This window comes from Pseudochryseolinea flava, assembly GCF_003286915.1.
Classification (GTDB): Bacteria; Bacteroidota; Bacteroidia; order Cytophagales; family Cyclobacteriaceae; genus Ohtaekwangia; species Ohtaekwangia flava.
The window spans coordinates 143,903-164,039 of sequence record NZ_QMFY01000014.1 but is presented as its reverse complement, the minus strand read 5'-3'; the positions used below and the strand labels follow the sequence as shown (position 1 = coordinate 164,039).

At 42.8% G+C, this 20,137-nt stretch carries 24 protein-coding genes; 9 read left to right on the top strand and 15 right to left on the bottom strand.

Annotated features, from left to right (window positions below; translation table 11 throughout):
- The first annotated feature begins 199 nt into the window (after positions 1-199).
- The 6 genes from DQQ10_RS21945 to DQQ10_RS21920 all read left to right on the top strand — a co-directional run bounded on the left by DQQ10_RS21945 (position 200) and on the right by DQQ10_RS21920 (position 7,156).
- Entirely contained in the window at positions 200-640 is a 441-nt protein-coding gene (locus tag DQQ10_RS21945) for a hypothetical protein (protein ID WP_133259723.1), read from the top strand.
- 1,059 nt (positions 641-1,699) lie between these two features.
- The gene (locus tag DQQ10_RS21940; protein WP_112749072.1) at positions 1,700-3,271 is read left to right on the top strand and encodes a rhomboid family intramembrane serine protease; all 1,572 of its coding nucleotides are present in this window, start codon (positions 1,700-1,702) and stop codon (positions 3,269-3,271) included.
- A gap of 108 nt (positions 3,272-3,379) precedes the next feature.
- Positions 3,380-3,829 carry a hypothetical protein gene (locus DQQ10_RS21935; RefSeq protein WP_112749071.1) on the top strand — a complete coding sequence of 150 codons (450 nt, stop codon included), beginning with the start codon at positions 3,380-3,382 and terminating at the stop codon, positions 3,827-3,829.
- A 99-nt stretch (positions 3,830-3,928) separates the two neighbouring features.
- On the top strand, positions 3,929-4,234 hold the full coding sequence (locus DQQ10_RS21930; RefSeq protein WP_165824051.1) for a hypothetical protein: 306 nt from the start codon (positions 3,929-3,931) through the stop codon (positions 4,232-4,234).
- Between the two features lie 198 nt (positions 4,235-4,432).
- The gene (locus DQQ10_RS21925) at positions 4,433-5,371 is read left to right on the top strand and encodes a fascin domain-containing protein (RefSeq protein ID WP_112749069.1); all 939 of its coding nucleotides are present in this window, start codon (positions 4,433-4,435) and stop codon (positions 5,369-5,371) included.
- Between the two features lie 453 nt (positions 5,372-5,824).
- Positions 5,825-7,156: a hypothetical protein gene (locus DQQ10_RS21920; protein ID WP_112749068.1), complete on the top strand. Its 1,332-nt coding sequence runs from the start codon at positions 5,825-5,827 to the stop codon at positions 7,154-7,156.
- A gap of 54 nt (positions 7,157-7,210) precedes the next feature.
- Here the strand turns inward: DQQ10_RS21920 and DQQ10_RS21915 are convergent, their stop codons facing one another.
- The 3 genes from DQQ10_RS21915 to DQQ10_RS21905 all read right to left on the bottom strand — a co-directional run bounded on the left by DQQ10_RS21915 (position 7,211) and on the right by DQQ10_RS21905 (position 8,902).
- On the bottom strand, positions 7,211-7,819 hold the full coding sequence (locus DQQ10_RS21915; protein WP_112749067.1) for a hypothetical protein: 609 nt from the start codon (positions 7,817-7,819) through the stop codon (positions 7,211-7,213).
- A 206-nt stretch (positions 7,820-8,025) separates the two neighbouring features.
- A complete protein-coding gene (locus DQQ10_RS21910) occupies positions 8,026-8,463 on the bottom strand; it encodes a nuclear transport factor 2 family protein (protein ID WP_112749066.1) in 438 nt (145 codons plus the stop codon).
- Positions 8,456-8,902: a hypothetical protein gene (locus DQQ10_RS21905; RefSeq protein ID WP_112749065.1), complete on the bottom strand. Its 447-nt coding sequence runs from the start codon at positions 8,900-8,902 to the stop codon at positions 8,456-8,458. Before DQQ10_RS21905 ends, DQQ10_RS21910 begins: the two co-directional genes overlap by 8 nt.
- A gap of 209 nt (positions 8,903-9,111) precedes the next feature.
- Here DQQ10_RS21905 and DQQ10_RS21900 point away from each other — a divergent pair, with 209 nt between their 5' ends.
- The 3 genes from DQQ10_RS21900 (at position 9,112) to DQQ10_RS21890 (ending at position 10,564) form a co-directional block, all read left to right on the top strand.
- On the top strand, positions 9,112-9,492 hold the full coding sequence (locus DQQ10_RS21900) for a DoxX family protein (protein ID WP_112749064.1): 381 nt from the start codon (positions 9,112-9,114) through the stop codon (positions 9,490-9,492).
- Between the two features lie 114 nt (positions 9,493-9,606).
- A complete protein-coding gene (locus tag DQQ10_RS21895; protein WP_112749063.1) occupies positions 9,607-9,936 on the top strand; it encodes a hypothetical protein in 330 nt (109 codons plus the stop codon).
- A 100-nt stretch (positions 9,937-10,036) separates the two neighbouring features.
- The gene (locus DQQ10_RS21890; protein WP_112749062.1) at positions 10,037-10,564 is read left to right on the top strand and encodes a ferritin; all 528 of its coding nucleotides are present in this window, start codon (positions 10,037-10,039) and stop codon (positions 10,562-10,564) included.
- Between the two features lie 55 nt (positions 10,565-10,619).
- Here DQQ10_RS21890 and DQQ10_RS21885 read toward each other — a convergent pair whose 3' ends face one another.
- The 12 genes from DQQ10_RS21885 to DQQ10_RS21830 all read right to left on the bottom strand — a co-directional run bounded on the left by DQQ10_RS21885 (position 10,620) and on the right by DQQ10_RS21830 (position 19,991).
- Entirely contained in the window at positions 10,620-10,922 is a 303-nt protein-coding gene (locus DQQ10_RS21885) for a DUF1330 domain-containing protein (protein ID WP_112749061.1), read from the bottom strand.
- Complete coding sequence (locus tag DQQ10_RS21880; protein WP_112749060.1) at positions 10,919-11,725, bottom strand: class I SAM-dependent methyltransferase; 807 nt, start codon at positions 11,723-11,725, stop codon at positions 10,919-10,921. The genes DQQ10_RS21885 and DQQ10_RS21880 overlap by 4 nt, the downstream gene beginning before the upstream one ends.
- A gap of 8 nt (positions 11,726-11,733) precedes the next feature.
- Positions 11,734-12,072 (bottom strand): hypothetical protein, encoded by a 339-nt coding sequence (locus tag DQQ10_RS21875; RefSeq protein ID WP_112749059.1) that lies wholly within the window; start codon positions 12,070-12,072, stop codon positions 11,734-11,736.
- A gap of 142 nt (positions 12,073-12,214) precedes the next feature.
- Positions 12,215-13,084 (bottom strand): ester cyclase, encoded by an 870-nt coding sequence (locus tag DQQ10_RS21870; protein WP_112749058.1) that lies wholly within the window; start codon positions 13,082-13,084, stop codon positions 12,215-12,217.
- 69 nt (positions 13,085-13,153) lie between these two features.
- The gene (locus tag DQQ10_RS21865; protein ID WP_112749057.1) at positions 13,154-13,924 is read right to left on the bottom strand and encodes a helix-turn-helix transcriptional regulator; all 771 of its coding nucleotides are present in this window, start codon (positions 13,922-13,924) and stop codon (positions 13,154-13,156) included.
- A 1-nt stretch (position 13,925) separates the two neighbouring features.
- Positions 13,926-14,657 carry a phosphodiester glycosidase family protein gene (locus tag DQQ10_RS21860; RefSeq protein ID WP_245970497.1) on the bottom strand — a complete coding sequence of 244 codons (732 nt, stop codon included), beginning with the start codon at positions 14,655-14,657 and terminating at the stop codon, positions 13,926-13,928.
- Positions 14,654-15,202, bottom strand: coding sequence for a GNAT family N-acetyltransferase (locus DQQ10_RS21855; RefSeq protein ID WP_112749056.1), 549 nt, complete (start codon positions 15,200-15,202; stop codon positions 14,654-14,656). The genes DQQ10_RS21860 and DQQ10_RS21855 overlap by 4 nt, the downstream gene beginning before the upstream one ends.
- Positions 15,199-15,693, bottom strand: a complete 495-nt coding sequence (locus tag DQQ10_RS21850; RefSeq protein ID WP_112749055.1) for a GyrI-like domain-containing protein — start codon at positions 15,691-15,693, stop codon at positions 15,199-15,201. Before DQQ10_RS21850 ends, DQQ10_RS21855 begins: the two co-directional genes overlap by 4 nt.
- Before the next feature lie 8 nt (positions 15,694-15,701).
- A complete protein-coding gene (locus DQQ10_RS21845) occupies positions 15,702-16,448 on the bottom strand; it encodes a carbon-nitrogen hydrolase family protein (RefSeq protein WP_112749054.1) in 747 nt (248 codons plus the stop codon).
- Positions 16,449-16,493: 45 nt separating this feature from the next.
- The gene (locus tag DQQ10_RS21840) at positions 16,494-17,099 is read right to left on the bottom strand and encodes a GNAT family N-acetyltransferase (RefSeq protein WP_112749053.1); all 606 of its coding nucleotides are present in this window, start codon (positions 17,097-17,099) and stop codon (positions 16,494-16,496) included.
- Positions 17,100-17,494: 395 nt separating this feature from the next.
- Positions 17,495-17,800, bottom strand: coding sequence for a hypothetical protein (locus DQQ10_RS21835; RefSeq protein WP_112749052.1), 306 nt, complete (start codon positions 17,798-17,800; stop codon positions 17,495-17,497).
- A gap of 70 nt (positions 17,801-17,870) precedes the next feature.
- Positions 17,871-19,991, bottom strand: coding sequence for a helix-turn-helix domain-containing protein (locus DQQ10_RS21830; protein ID WP_245970496.1), 2,121 nt, complete (start codon positions 19,989-19,991; stop codon positions 17,871-17,873).
- Positions 19,992-20,137: the final 146 nt, after the last annotated feature.

The following is a 20,137-nucleotide window of genomic DNA, read 5'->3' as shown; positions in this document are numbered from 1 at the left end:
AAAAAATCATTAAAAAACTCTTCCGAAAAACACTAGCTTAGAACCATCAAATCCACGCAGCTAAAAGGTGGGTCAGATCATTACCGAAATAGGTGGGTCACACTTAGCGAAATAGTCAATATACAAGCGTTAGGCGCAAGCAATAAGAAGATTGAGATACATGACATATGAGTTGATAAATAAATTATGGGAGTATAGTGTGATGGCTGCTGTTGCAATTTGGACAGTTTTGGCATTAAGACTTTTATACGGACTTGTTAAGAGAAAGGCAGACGTTATTAAGGAGACTATAAAGTATATCTTAAACACAGTTTCGTTTCTTTTTGTTTATGCTGTTTACTCCTCATTCTCTATTGTTGTTCGAGCTCCTCACGGTAAAACAAAGGACGATTCAATAAAAATGCTAAACGACTGGGTGAGACAAGAATCCTTTGACTGGTCTCTCTCGGCTTTACTACTGACGGCCTTACTTATCCTCTTCAATATAGTCTATCAATTAAAGGTTGAAAAAGTTAAGGACAATGGACAGATTATCTTGCTGACAATTTCCAGCGGACTAATAATGGCCTTTGGAATATTTTTAGGTTCATCAAACGCGCTTGTTGGACTGACAGAAGAAATAAATAGACACACCTATTGAGACGCGAGATTGCCAGCGCCTAATCGCGTAGACGGCCCCGCCCAGCGACATGCCTGTAAACCCACTCAGGTTTTCGCGTGTACGCTCAAACTTTGGATCGCGAAAAATTCGCTCTCTGCTCGGACCACTTGCCTTTCGAGCAACATACTCACCATTTTTCTGATAGAATGAAATCCCGTCCATTTTGCCTTTCAATTTCAGAATCGACATTTGTTTTGACATAACCTTTATTTTTTTTGTGAAACATTTATTTACTACAAAGGCAGTTCAACCGTCGCCATTGGCTAGCATGTTTGGCTAACGTTTTCCGTGCCATTGATGTTTCAAATCTATCGGAGCAGTTCGCAACCAGTTTGCGTAGTAAAAAACTTTTGTAAATATTTTTAAGTTGTTTTTCCAACCTATTTTACGGAGCTGTCCGCTACATGTTCCCTGTGATAGCGGAGAAATAGCGGACACGTAGCAGACATATACGGGACATATACGGGACATATAGGGAGGAAACACCAAGGAAAGCCTGGAAAAGGCCATCTGAACAAAAAGGAAGGCGGGGTAGAACATAGGTAGAAATTGTCATAATTTGTCACACTTGTTACAACAGTGATGTGGGGAGTCAGAAGTCAGGAGTCAGGAGTAAGAAGTAAGGAGCAAGAAGTCAGAAGTCAGCAGTAAGAAGTAAGGAGTAAGAAAGTGTCGATCCCTGAAATTGGTTGACCGTTTTATACTAATCTATTACCATTGGGCAAACATGAACCTGAGGCTCTGTGTCTGGGTTAAAATCAGGGCGGCTCGATGCCGCTCTGATTTTAGAATTACCTTCGGTGTAAACAATCACCTTCGGCCTGTTCTGGGTACTCAAATTTAACAATGACACTTAACTGGGCAGTGTCAACAAAGAACAAAACTACAAGCGCTGATTAGTTTTATGTGCTGGACGCAGCCTCAAAAGTTTATTTCCGCATTCCATCAGAAAAATACTTCTACTCTAAAATCGCCTGAATTATATATATCTTCGACTGACACAACCTGTTACCCAAATCCGTCAAGTTGAGCGAGAACATGAAAGACAAGATCAGCATCATTTTCATTCCCACACTCCTCGCCTTCCTTGGACTGTTAACGATCTACACCTTCCTCCATTGGATGCTGTTTATAAAACTTGAGGTCATTGGATTAAAAGAAGTCATTACAAATTTTGGCATCCCCATCACGTTAACAGGTTTAACGGTTGTGATTTTTTTAAGACCAAGACTTAAGATACTTAGCCTGGAAACAGCGAGAGGAAATTTACTCGACATCTATAGTCTCATTTTATGGATTGTGTTTACAGTTCCGCTCATTATCGCGCAAGAATACATCGTCACGGCATCCGGAAAGCTTACGACATTAAATTCTATTGCTGAAATCAACACAACTGAATCGACGAAGTTCTACACCGTAAAAAATTATTACGTATTCAAAAAAGCAATCAGCACACACACAGCAGTTGACGTAACGGGTAAAGGCACCGAGAATTTCAACATGCATATTTATGTTGTTCTGCCAATCTTGGAAAAAGAGGCCGACACGATCAGCTTTACATGCTCCACGTGGCTCGGAATTGAATTCAAGGAGACCATTGATAACAGTCTTGACCAGCCTGAAAAAGACAGAAGGTACCTGGAATTTGTCGAGAGAAGTGAACGCGAATTCGACAGTATGGATGTATCGAAATTTACTTACCTGGACAAAATCCGTAACTCCGACAAAAGAGAAGGATTCGTTACGGCGATCAAGAACAACATATTCAGCAACGACGCGAAGACGATTCTAGTTCCTGTACATGATTCGTTTGAAGCCCGCAATGGCCGCAAGCTATCGTGGATCATCGGCTCGTCGTTAGTCGGGCTAACGATCTGGCTGTTCATGATATTGATTCGAAAAATTGACTACGATCAACTGAGACGAATAAAAGCAAACAAACCCGACGAAGAAGCTCAAGCGGAAATAAAGGAAGCGCTCGATCTTCTAAAACCCACACAAGGATATTTTGTCACACCCATTTTAATTTGCGTCAACCTCGGCATCTATATTCTGATGGCGTTCTTGGGATTGGGATTCATCTCGTTCTCCGGACCAGATTTAGTAAGTTGGGGTGCTAACTATGGACCACTCACCACCGGCGGCGATTGGTGGCGTCTCGTAACCAGTACGTTCCTGCACGGCGGCATTATGCATGTACTTGCAAATATGTACGGACTGATATTCATCGGTATCTTTCTCGAGCCGATACTCGGCAAGTTCAAATTTTTAACAACGTATTTATTGACAGGTATCCTCGGAAGCATTGCGAGCATCTGGTGGTATGATGCAACAGTAAGTGTCGGAGCATCGGGTGCGATCTTCGGACTGTATGGACTATTTCTATCTTTCTGGTTAACGAAAGTATTCCCGCGCGAAGTTAGCGCAGGATTTGCCGTGAGTACAGTAATATTCGTCGCGTTCAATTTGCTGATGGGACTCACTGGTGGCATTGACAACGCTGCACATATCGGTGGACTTCTAAGTGGTTTTATCATTGGACTTGTACTGTATCCGACAATAAAAATAAGACATGATCCAGAACGAGCTGAGCTCGAAGGTCCTTTGTAACGAGATATCGATATCAGACTACTAAGAGCATTGGATTTCAAATTAAATGTCAAAAGGAAGAACTGAAGTGAAGGCACGAGAATAATTTTAAGAAAACATCTCAAGACAATGGCAAATGGTTTTATAACATTAGAAAATGGTGAGGTTTTCTTTACACGATGGACTGGCTATGATCTGATCATGGAAATTGCGGCAAAAGAATCAGAAATTTTAGGAGACTACGAATTGACTGCCTGGCTGAAGACACTATTCCCAAATGAAAACGAAGAAAAAACCAATACTGTATTTTGGAATTCGAAGGGCGAATTGGTGACTCGATGTACTGACTTGCGAGGCTTGACAAAAAACAACAGGCAAAAGTTTTGGACAGCGCTAAGCAATGGTTCAGAAAAATTACTCCGACAAGGAAAGGAATACTCACCTCTTAATCCAGAAAGACTGGTGGAGCTGATGACGTTACACTCGACCACTGGTGATGATATTACAATTGAAATGGAAACCGAGACAGCGCTAATCATTAATGGAGCTACGATAGACAAAATCGGACCGGGCTGGTAAGATATCTTTTTTGCGAACATCATGAAGGTATGGCTATATTGAACTGCCGAAGATGAGCTGAAAATGCATACGATCACCCAGACCAATATAAAAGATCAAATGACAATAGAGAACGACAACGGGCTTGGACTGTTAAAAATTATTCCATTTGAACTCGGTGACTACCTTAAGACTGACAGACCAAATGTTATTACTTGGTACGACTGTCATGGTTCTGTTGGGAAATATGTGAGTCTTCTAGATGAAACCGCGGCCGGCAAGGCAAAGATTACGGACGTTCTCCGAGAAGCGCTCAACACAGGAAACTCACTAGATCTACTTTCAATTATTCAAGAACTCAAAACGTTTTGCACCATCTTTCTCATTAAAAGTAGTCAGGAGTCAGAAGTCAGGAGTAAGAATTAAGAAGTAAGAATTAAGAAGTATGAAGATAGGAAAAAAGAATGTCTGACTACTGACTTCTGTCTCCTGACTCCCATTCTTCTTACTCCTTACTTCTTGCTTCTCCCTTCCCTTCCCTACCCAAAAAATACCCCCATCTTCCAATCAGGTTCGCGCCCTTCATTTTTCGTCTTTAGCGTGTTAACCCAAATCTTTAAACCAATGAAGAAAAACCAATTCAGTGCTATGCTCTGGCTGTTAGCTATGGGCGCAGCGATGCTTTCGTCATGCAGTAGTGATGTGACGGACAAAAACAGGAAGCGTGCGAAGACCGACAATGAAGTAGTCGCACGAGATGTATCGAACGCACGAATCTCAGTGGGCGAGGTCGTGAGCTTTAAAGGTTCCAATGGACTTTTCGTGTGCGGTGAAAATGGAACCGCTCCGATGCAATGTACCCGAACAACAGCAAGCGACTGGGAGAAATTTACGGTCGTTGATGCTGGTGGTGGCAAAGTAGCGTTGCGTAGCATGGGCAAATATGTTTCGTCTGAGAATGGAACAAAAGCGATTACCTGTAGTCGCACTGCAGTCGGCGACTGGGAAAAATTTACCGTCGTAGACAACAGCGATGGTTCTGTTTCTTTCCTGGGAAACAATGGACGCTACATTTCGTCGGAGAATGGAACAAAGGCCATGACGTGTACGCGTACAACGATTGGCGGATGGGAAAAATTTACGACGGGTACGTCTACCCCACCCACTGGAACATGGCGACGTGCAAACCTCACAAACTTCACTTCTTATCCAGATCCTGGTAGCGACGAGTGCGTCAACTACAATGGTTGTTTATGGGCTGGCTACTTCGCTTTTGTCAATGGCAAACAACCTGAGTCGTGGGTGATGGCAAACAACATTGCTGCCGTTCATTCGAAAGATGCGAACACTTACAAATTGAAGACACTCCGACTTCGTCAAGGAACACGGACGATCGATGTAAAGGTCTATGACATGTGCGCGGATACAGATTGCGGTGGATGCTGCACGCAGAATGCGAATGCCGGGGGTATTGGATTCCTCATCGACATTGAAAAATACACCATGCAACGATTCGGATCCGGTGGCGGCGTTGTCGAATGGATGTGCCTAGATTGTCAATAGACATTAATGTACTGAGACACACCGCCCCTTTCATTCCCTAAAGGGTCAGCCCGCAAATCGAGTTACCTTCAGGGGCCAGGGAGAATAGAAATCTATAACTGAAGGCGGTTGCTTAAGTCAATGACATTGAATCGTTAATCGTGAAAGCCTTCGAAGAGAATATCATTGCATTGCGCGGGGCCCTTTAGAGAAGTGAAGGGTGCGGGGCGGCTACGTATACGTTAATCGTGAATAAATAGACATTCAAGAATTAGTTTCCAAGAAGGCCTCTTTCAAAGGGGCCTTTTTATTTATCGATCTGACACCGAAAGAAATAAGCCGAGAGACTTCATTGCTAATCGACCGAAAATTTCATTAACTTATACAGGTATATTTATGCATCTACGGCCTCCTCAGGTCATAGACCGTTAGCTGACAAACACCATCGTAGTCTACAAACCTAAATGCGTCAATATGAAAAAGTTTCTCATTTCACTATTGGTCCTGTTTTCTAGTGTAGCTTATTCGCAGACGGACTCCACACAAACCGGCAACGAACTATTCGATTTATCCCTTGAAGACCTCCTTAACCTGGAGCTTGTCGACCGCAAGCTTTACTTGTATGGTTATATCAATTCAAACTTGCAAAAGACTTTTAACTATCCTACCCTTGGTGAAAGTGGCGAGGTTAAAAAAGTTTCTGATCCTGCAGAGTGGACTCCTGTTCGGAACTTTCACATTTATGGAAAGGGAAACTTCTCAACAAAAATCTCATACTTATTCAACCTTGCCTACGTGGATGAGTTTTTAGAAGTGCGAAACGCCTGGGGAAATTTTGCTTTCAAAGATTTCTTGCAGGTAAGGGTTGGAAAGATGTATCGCAAGTTTGGTTTATACAATGAGCGACTCGATCAAATTCCAACGTTCATTGGTATTGAGCCACCAGAGATGCTCGATCAAGACCACTTATTTTTAACGCGTACTACGAACTTCATGCTGCATGGAGAACTTCAGAACAGTCGTCGTGTTGTTTCTTATGCCTTGATGACGGACAATGGCGAAGGTGGCGCCAAGCCTGGTATCTTTCCGCTTGGCTGGGACCTGCGGTATAAATCACTGACGCATTCTTTCATTCTCGGTACGTCTGGATACTCATCGAGTATCAACAACAAGAAAACGACATCAACCGTTTCGCTCGGTGATGGTTCGCCACGCGGCGGAATATTACCATGGATGGCAGGCGATCATTTCGTCGTTGCAGGTGTTTACTTTGAAAAACAATTTGGCAACTTGCTGGTGCAATCAGAATACTATCGCGCAGCACACAGCGGCGTACGTGACCCGGCAAGTGTTCTCTCAGTAATTCGTGAAGCAGGTATCAATCCAACACAACGCGATCGTTTTATCAGGACGAATGAAGAACTACCAGACAATTTACTCACGGAAGATGACATCGAAACCACTGCGAACTTTGACGTGCAAACTTGGTACATCAGATTGGGATACAATATTCAATCCGATATCGGACAATTCGTGCCTTACCTATTCTTGGATTGGATGAGTTATCCGGAGGTGATTCAAAATAAAGACTTTGGTGGTGACGACGAATCTGGGCTTGCCGACGATGGTGTATTCTGGAAACCCTCTGCAGGTTTGGTTTACCGGCCGATCCCTAACGTTGCCATCAAGTTAGACGGAAGCGTACACATGCAGGAGTTCTATGGCAAAAGAACGTCATATCCTGAAATTCGACTTGACTTCTCCTTTGCCTTTAGCAATCAGCAACTGGATAAAGCGCTAGATTAAGAAGTAACACTAGCAGGAAGCATTACGCATTCATCACGTTATGCTTTCTGCTTTTTATTCGAAGAAGACGTTCTCAGGTAAATTTGTAAAAAACGTCCTTTCAAGTTCGATCATTTTTGATTGAGCTACATTTCCAAAACGGTGAATAGAAATTCTGTACTGCACCGTCCCCGTTAATGTAGACTGCGTTGATAGCTGCGCGCCTTCGAGTTCAACCAAGATTCCACGTTTCTTAATTTTGTCGACATTCAATTCCGCTAATTTTTTATTGGAACCGACTTCAAACCGTTGCTCGACGATAATGTATGCAACACCGTTCGATTCAACTTTCCGTATCCAAACGCCGTCTTTTATGCCAGCAGGTAAAGGTTGAGCAACATGCAGTACCAATGAATCGGAGGTATACAGAACGCCATTCAACGTAATGGCTATTGGACCGATTGTAACAGGGCCTTTGTCCGCCAGAAACGCGGGCATCATAGACACGGCGCCGATACCCAACATGCCATGTGCGCTGCCGTCGATATTGTATGATACCGCGAGCTCGTCGCCTATTCGCGGTGCGGGATTGTTAACAGTAAGCTTCAGCCGTTGCGCGAGCGCGTTATGCGCAATTGTAAAAAACAAAATTGCACAAAATATTGTGGTGGTTTTCGAATACATTGGTTTGGTCTTTCAAAACTCGGGATGCTAAAATAAGCAATCGTACTTCAATGTCATTGACTTAAGTACGGAGACATAAAAAATGCCACCCCACCCCTTTCGTTCCCTAAAGGGTCAGCCCGCGAATCGAATTCCCCTTCAGGGGCCGGGGGTGAAGACGAATCCATACCGAAGGAATTGCTTAAGTCAACGACATTGAATCGTACTTATTGACGTAGCTTTGTCGAGTGTAAAAACGAAATACGCCAGCGCTTGTTATCTTTCACCAGTACGGCGCTCTCCAGCCATTTTATTGTAAACTTCCGTTCGCGGTAAGCAATTTGCGCTTCATTGAAGTAACTCACCCAAGCAACGTTATCACGTTTTTCGATTTTGATAAAGTCAAATTTGTTAATACGAGAAAACGCGGCCTTGTCCATGGTTTTAAAAAAGCTTGTGAGTGAGTCTGCATTCCATACTTCTCCATCTTCAAGCAATTGAAAATCTTTCGTGAGCTCACCACGAACGATCTGTTCATCGAGTTTAGACATTCCGTCAAACATCGTAATAATACTTTGCTTGATGGCAGCTTCATCACCTTGCGCGTATAGGGATGTCGTTGCCGTAACACAGAAAAAGAAAACGAGTAATATAGTTTTATTCATAACATTTTGTTGGCTTGAGTACAATTCCAGAGAAATCAAGTTCTGCGCGATTGGCAAAGCGTGTGCCCGACGTATCCATAGGTGCAAAACCTTCCACCAAGGTCGAATCTTTTTTCAAGAATGCAACATCACGAACAGAAGTTACGCCCTCCGATTGAAAGCTGTATTCGGCATATATGGTATCGCCCACAACAGCGCCGCGAAGGGTACCCGTGTTTCCATCTTTCTCGAAGATGTTATAGGTGAGCTCGCCGCTTACGCTTTGATGATCGAAAGTCAAAGTCATTTTTACGGTGTCTTTATTGTTTAAATAGAGATAGCAAGATTGTCCCGCAGATGACACCGCCTGAACGGGCTCTTCTTTCACTAAACTCTTGCTGTTACAGGCCACACAAAGTATGGTGCCCATCATCATCGATGCTATTCCTTTCATTTTCATATTTTCTGGATCATACAACTAATTTGATACCATGTCAAAGGTAGACACCATTGAACCAATTTTACCGCTATTGAAGCAAGAAATTGATTGTCGCATTCGCCCACATAGTTTGACGCAATCACACATCACGCCTCGGTCACGTTGCCACTAGCTTTGTATCAACAAAAGGCACAAGCCGGAACACAATCAGAAAAATTAAAATTAACGCTATGAAAAAGTGTAAGATTATTTATTGGATCTCGACAAGCATCATCTTTGTGTTCGATGCTGTTATTCCCGCACTGACTTCTCATACACCGCTAGCTGTAGAAGGCATTCGCCACTTGGCTTTTCCCGACTACTTCCGTGTGCAACTTACGGTGTTCAAAGTAATCGGTGGTCTCCTCCTCATCTTGCCGAAAGTACCGGCGCGTTTTAAAGAATGGGCTTACGTGGGGTTTGGTATCAATTTCTTGTCCGCCAGCATCGCCCATGCCGTGGTTGACGGCGTCGACTTCCAGACATTCTTCCCACTGATCATATTCGGTATTTTGATCGTGTCCTACCTTTCCCACCACAAGTTAAGACACCAACAAACGGCCGAACTGTAATGGCTGTCATTGCTGATACAATCCCTTCAGCGTACGTATTTGAAGGGATTTGTAATTTTCTATCGCCGATCTATTTAAATTTAATCTAAATAAAGTACCTTTGTTACCGTCGATATGGAGCAAGTACTACAACAGTCAATTTCCCTCAATTTTCGCCGAAAAAGCGGAAAATTTGAGCTTTTGGTCCGTGGAGAGCGCATTGAACAGAATGTGTGTGAGTTCCTGCAAACCATCAGTTATTTGGTCGGAAAGGATGTAGAGGAGCATTTATTGAACCCTTCTGACGAATTTGACCAGGTTCGTATTCCGCTTACTTGCAAAGGCAAAGTGGTAACACTTGACCTTGCTGACTTCATCCATTTTCGCGAGCTGTACAGCCGCCAGATGTTCCTCCTGAAGTTGGAGGATCTACTCAATCGAAAAGGTATCTCTCCGAGCATCTAATTCTCTTTAGATTGAATTCAAATTGAGGTTTGTCGCTCTCCGCGCGATCTATTTCTCTCCATTTATCGTTATCATTGGACATTAAAAAAGAAAGTCATTTATGGAGACATCAGTTATTCGCCTTAGAACATCATTACAAGATAGCGTACTCGAGTTGTTGAATCAGCAAATTGCTATGGAGGCGCACTCATCGGCTACTTACTTATCCATGGCGGGATGGTGCTATTCACAAGGTCTTAACGGCTGTGGTGACTTCTTCAAGAAGCAATCTGCAGAAGAGCGTGAGCACATGCTGAAGATTTTTGATTTTGTTGTTGATGCCGGTGGACTTCCTATTTCACCTGAAGTTGCAAAAGTACCGAAGAACTTTGAAGGCCTTCGTGATGTACTCGTTCAGTCTTTAGAACAAGAGATTTCAATCACAAGAAGCTTTAACAATATTTCTGATCATTGCTTGAAAGTAAAAGATTTTCAGACGCAACGATTCTTGCACTGGTTCCTTGATGAACAATTAGAAGAAGAGAGCCAAGCACGTCGCTGCATCGAGCTTTACGATCTTATCGGATTAGACAATGGCGGTCTTTATAAGATTGACAAGGAAATCATCAAATTGAAAGCAAGCGAATAAGTTATTACAAGCCCACCAAATAGAAAGGTATCTTCATCGGATACCTTTTTTATTCTCAGAGTTTTTCGCCCTTTATCATCATCATCGCACGCACCGATTTTTCTTTCAGGTGCAAAAACTTCAGCCTGTCTTTGTCCGATTTAAAAGATTCGAAATCTGCCATCGAAGCAAACTCTACAATGTGAATTTCATAAGGCTTCTCAATCGTCGATTCTATCACATTGTCTACACCCGGGCGAAGTCTCAGCAGAAGTTTGCCATTATACTTCCGGATAGCCGGTATAGCCACTGATTCAAACTCTTCGAAGGTCTGCTCCTCCCCTTCTTTAATATAAACAATTTGTGTTACATAAATCATACAGATACAGTACCGCGTACTTCCTTTAAGTCCATGATCATTTGCTGTGCCTCATCCTCCACCCACCGCATATAGTCGTGAATAGTTTTCACACGATCGGCTTCATGCAGATACCCCTCATCAACGATTTGTTTCAGTCCTGCGACCTTAGACCAAATGCCTAGCCGCGACACAAAGTTATCTTCACCACGTGTATAGACTTCGTTTGATTCGCGCACCTCGACATTAGATAGCCCATTCGCGGTAAACAACTCAGCCAACGAATCACCCATCAGATTATTCATTCGCGCGTCAGCGCGCCATTGAAGAAAAATTGCATAAAAGTCGCGCATACTTTTCGGTGGTGCTGGGGTCCACGTCAGCTTACTGTGATTGTAGTCAAGAATTGATAACGTACCTCCTGATCTTAGGAACCGCTTCATTTTTGCAATAGCTTCACCGGGATTCGATAACCATTGTAACGTTCTTGCCGACACAACAAGATCGAACGGCTGGTCTGTATCAAAGTTGAAAAGATCGGAATGAATCAATTTCAAATTGGTTGTATCGCGATACAATGCTCGTCCGTGCTCAATGAAATGAGCCGTATTGTCGATACCGGTTACGTGGCCGATACCACCAACGAGTTTTGCAATTCCGTTGGAGATAGACCCTGTTCCACATCCTACATCAAGAACACGCATGCCCTCGCGCAACAATGGAACAAGGGTACGGTAATCATTTTCGACCGTTCGTTCATCGAATATCGTGGCACTACTTTGTCCATCGCGATGAATGACCTTGTTCGTATTATGCGACGTCATTGTGATTGCTAAAAAGTGTTTTGCTGGCGAGGAGCTTTCAACGCTTGTAGTATTAACAAAATAAACCCAACAGCGTGTGCCGCGCCGATGATAATGTACACAAATGAAAGCCGTGAGTAGAATTCACCAATTGAGGTTGCATCCATCGTACCATTTGTCATGAGGTATGGAATTACAACAGCCGTTATCGCATGGAGGATCAAGGACACAACACTTGCAATGGTCAACAAAATTCCTTCCGGCGTCGCTCCTTTTTTTGCAAGATAAAAGATACAAGCTCCTGCAACCACAAGTTGAGGTGCAAGCCCAAGTAGTTGAAGAAGAATTTCAAAAGGATTCATGCTCATAATAAAATATTTTGAACGGTAAATTACATTCTTTTTAATACAATCAAACTGTGCTGTGACCTAAAACTAAAAAGCGCATCGACGAATCGATGCGCTCTTACAATTGCTGCACTACCGAAATGATAGACCGTTCAAATTCTATTTAGTTTAATCCACGGAACGTATAGGTTGCTCTATCCATTTGAATATTTAGTCGCTGCATCATTGCAGCAGGGTTGAATCCTTCATTTTTATAAAGCTCCTGAACGTTTGTCTTTGCACGTTGTAGTGCTTGTTCATCTTTCCAAATGGCCACAGTGATCACGATGGTATTGCCGTGTTCATCCTTGCGTTCGTATGCGTAATCATCGATAAAGCCTGGCATCGTGCTGATCATTTTCCTATTCACATCGAGACGGTTTGTAAATTCAGTTAAGGATCCGTCTGGTATCACAAACTTATCGATGAACACCACCGCTTCCGGTGAAATTCTATCAGCACTTAACGTTGTGATATCTTCTGGCAACACACCGAGTTGCTGAAGAAACCCCAGGCGATCGGTCATTACTTGAGAGCTTATTACCTTCCCGTTCGACAACCTAAAAATACCCATTCCTTCGGCAACTACGTTCTTTCCCGAGGGCGCGAACACTAAGAAAGCGCCGGTGTTTATGCCTACCACTTTCCAATGAACGAAAGCGTTTGATTCATCAACAACTAAATTTTGAATTTCCCATTGCGCATCAGGAATCGCTTTCAATACGGCAAGCGCTGGCTCTTTAAAAGCGTCAACGCCCGTTTTGTTGTTACCACTCACATAGTCATCCGAAATAAATTCATGGAGTCGTTCGAACTTTCGATTATTGAGTACATCAACATAAAGCTCCGTCAAGCGCGCGCGGTTGTTTTGAATAATTTGCATACGATTGTTATTTGTTTGAGAAGACTTTGAAACTTGCGCGAACAGACACGTGCTCGCGAGCATAAGGATAACCGGTGAGGTCTTTCGAAAAAGAAGTGAAAATCTCTTCATAGCGATCGTTATTTTGATGTAACAAAGATCGCCACGGCATCGCGCTAAGGATTGTAAAAAATCATTGATTTACCATGCCGGTGGTGTAGTAAAGAAATCACCGGGCGTTTGGCCTGTAAAAAGCTTGAAGTCTTTATTGAAATGAGGCTGATCGAAATATCCTGCTTCCAACGCTATGGTCGATAATGGTTTATTTCTTCCGTTAGCCACCACACATTTCATCCGCACGATGTTGGCAAATTGTTTTGGTGAGACGCCAACAACTTTCCGAAATCTCTTTTCGAAGGCATCTTGACTCATACATATCGCGCTGGCTAGATCTTTCATTTTGATCACACCTTTCGAGGCATGTATCCTGGCAATAGCATTCAGCACGACATCGTCCGTTTTTTGTGTGCGCAACTTCAAGAGCAAGAACTGATCGACCACATCCACGCGTTGCTCGTGCGTAGCTGCTTCTGCTAAACGATCTTCAACCCCGGCCACGTTATCATAATGCGAGAAGCTATCAAGCGAGATAGAGTCATCAAATAATAAGTGAATGGGCTCCTTGAAGAAAGCACTCGCCCCACCTTCCCGGAATGAAACTAAAAAATTTCCAGCGCCGGGCGTGTAATTAATAAGTCTACCAGATTTTCTAAGACCGGAAATCATCGACACAGGCAGTCGTGAAGTATGAGCATCAACGATCTGATTTACATCGCCTTTAAATCGAAAAGCCATCACCAACGATGTATCAGGTAAAATACGGTTCAACACCTCCGCCTGCGATTCGACCACGATGTATTCCTTCACAAAAGGCTGAAGTGGTGCAGACGGTTGAAACTTCGTGACTTGCATGTTACTTGTTAAGTGACGTAACACCGATCATCACCCCAAAGTTTCCGTCAAGTTGCTTCCAATCTCGATCATCAAAATAAGCACGCGACACAAAACCATCCAGGTACAGTGCATTTAAGCAACCTCTTGTTTTAAAGAACATCGCAAAGTCATAAAAATTTATAGCAACGGTAGAAATTGCAAAGATGACCTTGCCATCAGGAAGGATACCGACACCGTTACGGATATTTAAATTTGCTGACCCTTGAATAAACGCGGGATGAATGTCTCCATCAATCACTAACATCGGCCCAGACTGCGTCGCGAATTTAATATCACTCGTAGACTTGAAGTTCGATGTTTCAGACACCGATGCCTGCCCTTGACCATTGATGTAAAATATCCCATTCGGCTTCAGATAAAAATTACCATGACCACCTTTCTCATTTAACTTTCTGCGTTGCACACCATCCTGAATGAATAATCCTAGCGGCGAGTTATCTTCCATATACATACCGGCGTTCATCGCAAACAAAAGTCGCCGATCTTTACTTTCGACAAATGTCTTCAACCGTCCGAGACTTTTAAGATGTACGCCATGATCATCGTTCCAATAAAATGCAACGGAGTCCAAAGAAGGATCTACTGTGTAGGCGATAATTTTATCCGGCGACGTCTGTGCAGAAGACATTACAGGAAAGCTGACCAGCAACATCAGGAAGTATGGAGGCAAAAGCCGAAACACGGCCATCATGATTTTACATTCTGTTCCCAGGTCGATTTCGGAAGCAAGTATTCAAAATGTGGAATGTTTACGCCGTTCAATTCGAAATCAACTTCAGTGCTCTTCGTCGCACCAAGTTTCTCAACCGCCTTCTGTGAGCGTATATTCGAGACGCCGATATGGAATTTGACTGAGTCTACGAATTGAAACGCATAGTCCAAAAGCATTTTTTTTGTTGAGTGATTATACGGTCCTCCCCAAAATTCTTTCGCGAGGAAAGTGTACCCAATGCCAATACTCGACTCCGCTGCATTGTAGCCGTAGTATCGCGTACTGCCAATAAGTGCATTTGACTGACGATCATAAATTAGGAAAGCAGATTGGGAGCTAACAGCACCTTGAAAGAAAATCTCAAATACCTCTTTCTTGTAACGATCTCGCGCTGGGTGTTGCTCCCATATGCCGGGATCGGACGCCACTTCATACAATGCATCAAAATCAGCAGCTCGTAACGGCACTAACTTGGTAACATTGTCTTCTAGTGTATTCGGCTGCAGATTTGGCGATGTACTCATTGCGTCTTGTGTTTAATAGGTATCCATATTTCTTCTTCAGAATCGGGGGCATCGTTCTTATATCGTGCACCCATCACTTCAAAATGTGGTCTATTATCGAGTTGAAATGGAGACGTAGGCAACCAGTTTTGAAAGATATATTGAAATGCCGATGCAAATTCGGTATGTCGGCCCGTATAGATAAACACAGCGTATAGCCCCTCCGGTATAGTGAGTGTTTCCAAGCCCACTGGAACATTCTCATGTGTTGACACCGACACCGCGGCCCATTTTGTGAATGGTGTTTCCGGGGTGAATCGATGCATCTGAGCATCGTCGTAAATTTCAATTGAATAAAGCTCGGCGCCGACAACATTTTCAATTTCTTTCCTGCGGGGCATAAAGCTTCCCCAGAGCACACCTGTTTTGTTCTCGACAAGCGTCGTTCGCAAAGATTTCCCAACGAAGCTTTTCGACGCGATGATCTCAGTTCTAACGTACTCGCACTTCATAGCAGGTATTATAAAATTGAAGGAACAATGGTTTGACGTAGCGTATGTGTTTTCGTAATGCTGTCGAACGTGATAGTCCCGTCTTGATCAGTTCCCAGTTGTGTCATGAGAGATCCATCGGCCGCAAACACGGCCGACGCACCAGCACAGATACCATCTTCGCTTGGTCCCACCGCGTTTGACATCAGTACCGAAACAGAAAACGCTTTCGCAATCTCCGAAAGCTGCTGATGAGCTTTTGTTATGCCACGTTCCGTTTTTGCCACGCTGGCTACAAAAACCTGCGCGCCGCTGACTAATGCTTTCTGAGTGTGCTCGGCGATAGAAATCTCGTAGCAAATAGCAAGCGCAACTCGTTCTCCATGGATATCAATGCCATCTGTGTTGTCTCCCCGGACAAAAAACGGTTCTTCATCAGCATGAAGATAATGCTTAGCGTAAATCATCGGTACCATGCGAGGCCGAAAGAATAATAGACTGATTTCTACTCCTCCTGAAGATTTTATTGGCGCTCCAACACCGATCACAATATTCTTTCCGTCACTGATCTTCTGAAATATCTGCAAGCGGGCATCATCAGCACGAACAGCGAGTTCGCGTGCACGCGAGGGTTCATATCCCGTGAGCGATAGTTCAGGAAAAATAATTAAATCGGCTTGATCCGCGATCGCCATATCGATCAGCTTCACATGCGTCTCAATATTCCTTTGGATTTCGCCTGGCACTGGCTTAAGCTGAGCAACAGATAACTTCATTTTATGATCATTACAAAAAAGACTAACTTTTAAATAAGCTTCCTCTCACTTCACTATCCTATTCGCAAGCGATGCAGACAACATCGCTTTAACGTTGAGCCACTCATCGTTGATAATACTATAATAAGCCGAATGACGATGCGTACCATTCTCCCGTAGCATATCATTCCGCAATATTCCTTCGAATCGTGCGCCAATTTTCTCTATTGCTTTCCTTGACCGAATATTATTTTCGTCTGTTTTCAATTGAACACGTAACGTCGCCAAGTTCTCAAAGCAATATGTTAAAAGTAACAACTTACATTCAGTATTCACGGGGGTTCCCCAAAACTCTGGATGTAGCCAAGTAGTACCAATCTCCAACTTTTTATGATTTGGCTGAATATCCATAAAACGCGTGCTACCAATAATTTTCTGCGTGTCCCTATCGAAAATACTGAAAGGAAACTGTATTCCCTTTTCACGATCGCTCAAAGCCGAGTTAAACACCGATCGATATCGTTCCGGGCTACTTGGATCGTAAGCATAAAATTCCCAGATACGTTTATCGCTTGCTAAGGAAGTTAGTGCTTCCAGGTGAGACTCATCAAATGAGCGAAGTTCAACAAGATGACCTTGTAATGTAAGCGGGTGATTGATCCAATTTGCCATTGTGCATTTAATCGACAAGTACTTAACTACAACCGACGCGCAAAGGTTACACACTACGACTTTAGCTGCGCGTGAGAAGCCAAAGTACGACACCCAAAATCAAGGCTACTAGAAAAAACTTGATCTCCTGACGCGGCGTATTCTTTTTAATCATCTCGCCTACCATGAGTAGTTGATAAAAAAAACAAGAAGACAAAAGAAATGATCAATATCCAATAGCTAAAAGACAAAGAATTTTGGATAACAACAATGTAGAAGCTTGTGGCATCGCCGTCTTTTATGGCCAATAGTATTCGTAACAGCAATGAAACAACTAACGATACGATTGCCAATAATAACAAAAGACGAACAAGGATTTTACCAGCGAGGAAAACTCTATCAAGTAAAGACATAGACTATTCAGATTTCCAGTATAAATTAATTACCTCAGGTTTCAAATTAACAGGGTCACCAATATAGAATTTGGAATTGATCATCACTTCGATGTAGCGCATTATTTCTTCTGAGCATTTTATTTCACCCTCCAACCAGTTATCCCACCCTAACAAAATCTCATCATTACCTTTATGCATCACGATCAAATCGAAATCAATGCCAGCATCAAAAGCATCATACTTATAGACGACGTTCCATTGATCACGAATCAAAATTTCGATGATCCTATTCCATTGCTCCGTTTCAATATTGATCGCTGTAATCATATTCAAATCTTATTGCCTGAAGATGAGATCACCTGAGGAACGACAACGAACGCTATATCGATAAAATAATTTAGAGAATACCCTTTTCTTCCAACGTCTTGCGAAGCTTATGGTGATTATCCCAAAATCGCTTTTCGATAGTAGTCATCACTTTTTCAAAATCAGGATGCTTTCGGATATCACGTAGCGAAGGATCCTCGCGCATCAACAAAACCCAATACTGGAAATTTTCTTCCTTCGAAAATAGTTTCAAATGTACCATTGCTTTTTCATCGTCATTGCGGTAAGCATGATAGGCCGCAATCTGCAGTTCTCGGTATATGGAACGATCTTCTTCAGCAAAAACGCGATAGCTTTCGGCAAGTTTATCAGCCTCTTCTTTTTTCCCCTTTGCAGCAAAAACCGTGGCTACCTTTAAGTTTTCATGTCGGAATATATCAAGACGCTTTGACTCGCGCAGGTCGATAAATTTTCTGTAGTAATAGTATGCCTCATCGTAGTCCTCCATCATATAACATACCTTCCCTACCTCCTCAAGCATCACCAAACTCAAGGTATCCTTCTTCAGTTCTTCTATCAAAAGTCTTTTCGTTTCTTTTGCATCTTTTGTTTTTGCAAACAGGACAAAGCTCTTCACCCATTTTGAATAAAAATTATTTGGATCAAATTCTAACGATTTATTCGCGTATTTAAGCGATAGGTCGATAAATCCATTTTGAAGCAACGCATCACTTAGCCGCAAGTAGTTAATACTCGTGGTTGCAGAATCTATTCCGGTTACATCCAACCGCGCACCGCGCAGGGCATACTCGATGTATTTTGTTGTGTTAGGCAAGTAATAGTTATAGACGCTAGCAAGAAAACCACATGCTAGGCTTGAGTTCGGATTATATTCGAGTGCCTTCTCCAAGTAAGGTACCGCCAACTGATACTGTTTGTTATGAACATAGAACGCCGCTTTCGCCACAAGACTGTTCGGCAACTTCGGATCATATAACAAAGCTTTGTCGGCGTTGGAATTTATATCGGCGGTATGCACCTTCTCCGTTTGAAATGCATCCAGGTAATAATAGAGCATTGCCATTTCGGCATAGGCAAGCGCAAATTTCGGATCGCGTTCAATGGCTTTTGTATACAACTGAATTGCGTTCTCCAGGTTCTTTGTTCCGCCTTTATACGAGATATCACGTGCTTTCAAAAAATAGTCGTATGCGACCAGATCTGCTGTTGGATTTTTCTCGATACTTGCCTCTTCTTCAGGGGTGATGATCACCTCGATCTCCTCAGCGATGTTCTTGGCAATTTCTTGCTGCAACGCAAAGATATCTTTCGTTTCACGCCGATACTGTTTCGACCATAAATGTTTATCGGTAGCTCCGTCAATCAACTGAATGTTTAACAGAATCTGATCACCGATTTTCTGCCCACTCCCTTCTACAAAATACTTTACATTTAACTCTTCAGCCATCTCAGGAATAGAATACGATGTATTCCTATACTTCTCTGACGATGTGCGACTAATCACTTTAAGGTCTTTGATTTTTTGAAGACTATTTAAAGTAGACTCCATCAACCCGTTGATCATGTAGATATTCGCTGAATCGTTACTATCGTTTTTAAAGGGTAAAACGGCAATTGATTTTTCGAAAGCACTTGATTTTGAAAAAGGCCAGAAGAAGTAGGTCATTGTTCCCACTAAAACCGCGGCCGCAAGCCCTATCCATAAAATACTTTTTGACTTTTTCGCCGGCTCAACATCATCCGTCAACACCGCGGGCATTACTTCACCGTCGTCGTGCTGGCCCACTTCGCCTGGCGGATAACCATAATATTCGCGAAAACATTTAATGAAATAAGATGGGCTGCCAAATCCGACCTGTAATGAAACTTCAGAAACATTCAACCCTGACGTTTTTAAAAGGATCATCGACTTTTTTAGTCTGATTTCCCGAATCAATTGGCTTACGGAGAGATTCGTGATCTTTTTTACTTTCCGCAACAAGTTAGACCGGCTCATGCTCATCAAATCGGCAAGTTCGGTTACCCCAAACTGCTCATTGGCGATGTTCTCATCCACAAAAGCGTTGAGTTGACTGATAAATTCTTGGTCCGAAGGGCTTAGCTCAGGCATTGACGTTGGGCTATTTGAGAGGTTTTCTGGGTTGTTGGCAATTCGTTTTGCGATCGACACGACCCTCATTTTTTGCTCAAAATAAAGGTTTGCATCACTAATTGCATCATAATTTATATCAATTCGTCATAATTTATAGTGATCACCGCAAACTTGATGGTATTCGCCGCATAACTATTCACCTGTTCCAAGGTGTTCAACCGTTC

Coding starts and splice junctions, on each gene's coding strand:
- DQQ10_RS21895 (WP_112749063.1), top strand. CDS start 9,607: ATGGAGCAAGTACTACAACAGTCAATTTCCCTCAATTTTCGCCGAAAA.
- DQQ10_RS21835 (WP_112749052.1), bottom strand. CDS start 17,800: ATGATTACAGCGATCAATATTGAAACGGAGCAATGGAATAGGATCATC.
- DQQ10_RS21875 (WP_112749059.1), bottom strand. CDS start 12,072: ATGAGCATGAATCCTTTTGAAATTCTTCTTCAACTACTTGGGCTTGCA.
- DQQ10_RS21915 (WP_112749067.1), bottom strand. CDS start 7,819: ATGTATTCGAAAACCACCACAATATTTTGTGCAATTTTGTTTTTTACA.
- DQQ10_RS21925 (WP_112749069.1), top strand. CDS start 4,433: ATGAAGAAAAACCAATTCAGTGCTATGCTCTGGCTGTTAGCTATGGGC.
- DQQ10_RS21865 (WP_112749057.1), bottom strand. CDS start 13,924: ATGCAAGTCACGAAGTTTCAACCGTCTGCACCACTTCAGCCTTTTGTG.
- DQQ10_RS21845 (WP_112749054.1), bottom strand. CDS start 16,448: ATGAAGTTATCTGTTGCTCAGCTTAAGCCAGTGCCAGGCGAAATCCAA.
- DQQ10_RS21930 (WP_165824051.1), top strand. CDS start 3,929: ATGACAATAGAGAACGACAACGGGCTTGGACTGTTAAAAATTATTCCA.
- DQQ10_RS21890 (WP_112749062.1), top strand. CDS start 10,037: ATGGAGACATCAGTTATTCGCCTTAGAACATCATTACAAGATAGCGTA.
- DQQ10_RS21910 (WP_112749066.1), bottom strand. CDS start 8,463: ATGAATAAAACTATATTACTCGTTTTCTTTTTCTGTGTTACGGCAACG.
- DQQ10_RS21850 (WP_112749055.1), bottom strand. CDS start 15,693: ATGAAGTGCGAGTACGTTAGAACTGAGATCATCGCGTCGAAAAGCTTC.
- DQQ10_RS21905 (WP_112749065.1), bottom strand. CDS start 8,902: ATGAAAATGAAAGGAATAGCATCGATGATGATGGGCACCATACTTTGT.
- DQQ10_RS21940 (WP_112749072.1), top strand. CDS start 1,700: ATGAAAGACAAGATCAGCATCATTTTCATTCCCACACTCCTCGCCTTC.
- DQQ10_RS21920 (WP_112749068.1), top strand. CDS start 5,825: ATGAAAAAGTTTCTCATTTCACTATTGGTCCTGTTTTCTAGTGTAGCT.
- DQQ10_RS21935 (WP_112749071.1), top strand. CDS start 3,380: ATGGCAAATGGTTTTATAACATTAGAAAATGGTGAGGTTTTCTTTACA.
- DQQ10_RS21870 (WP_112749058.1), bottom strand. CDS start 13,084: ATGAAGAGATTTTCACTTCTTTTTCGAAAGACCTCACCGGTTATCCTT.
- DQQ10_RS21840 (WP_112749053.1), bottom strand. CDS start 17,099: ATGGCAAATTGGATCAATCACCCGCTTACATTACAAGGTCATCTTGTT.
- DQQ10_RS21900 (WP_112749064.1), top strand. CDS start 9,112: ATGAAAAAGTGTAAGATTATTTATTGGATCTCGACAAGCATCATCTTT.
- DQQ10_RS21860 (WP_245970497.1), bottom strand. CDS start 14,657: ATGATGGCCGTGTTTCGGCTTTTGCCTCCATACTTCCTGATGTTGCTG.
- DQQ10_RS21855 (WP_112749056.1), bottom strand. CDS start 15,202: ATGAGTACATCGCCAAATCTGCAGCCGAATACACTAGAAGACAATGTT.
- DQQ10_RS21885 (WP_112749061.1), bottom strand. CDS start 10,922: ATGATTTATGTAACACAAATTGTTTATATTAAAGAAGGGGAGGAGCAG.
- DQQ10_RS21880 (WP_112749060.1), bottom strand. CDS start 11,725: ATGACGTCGCATAATACGAACAAGGTCATTCATCGCGATGGACAAAGT.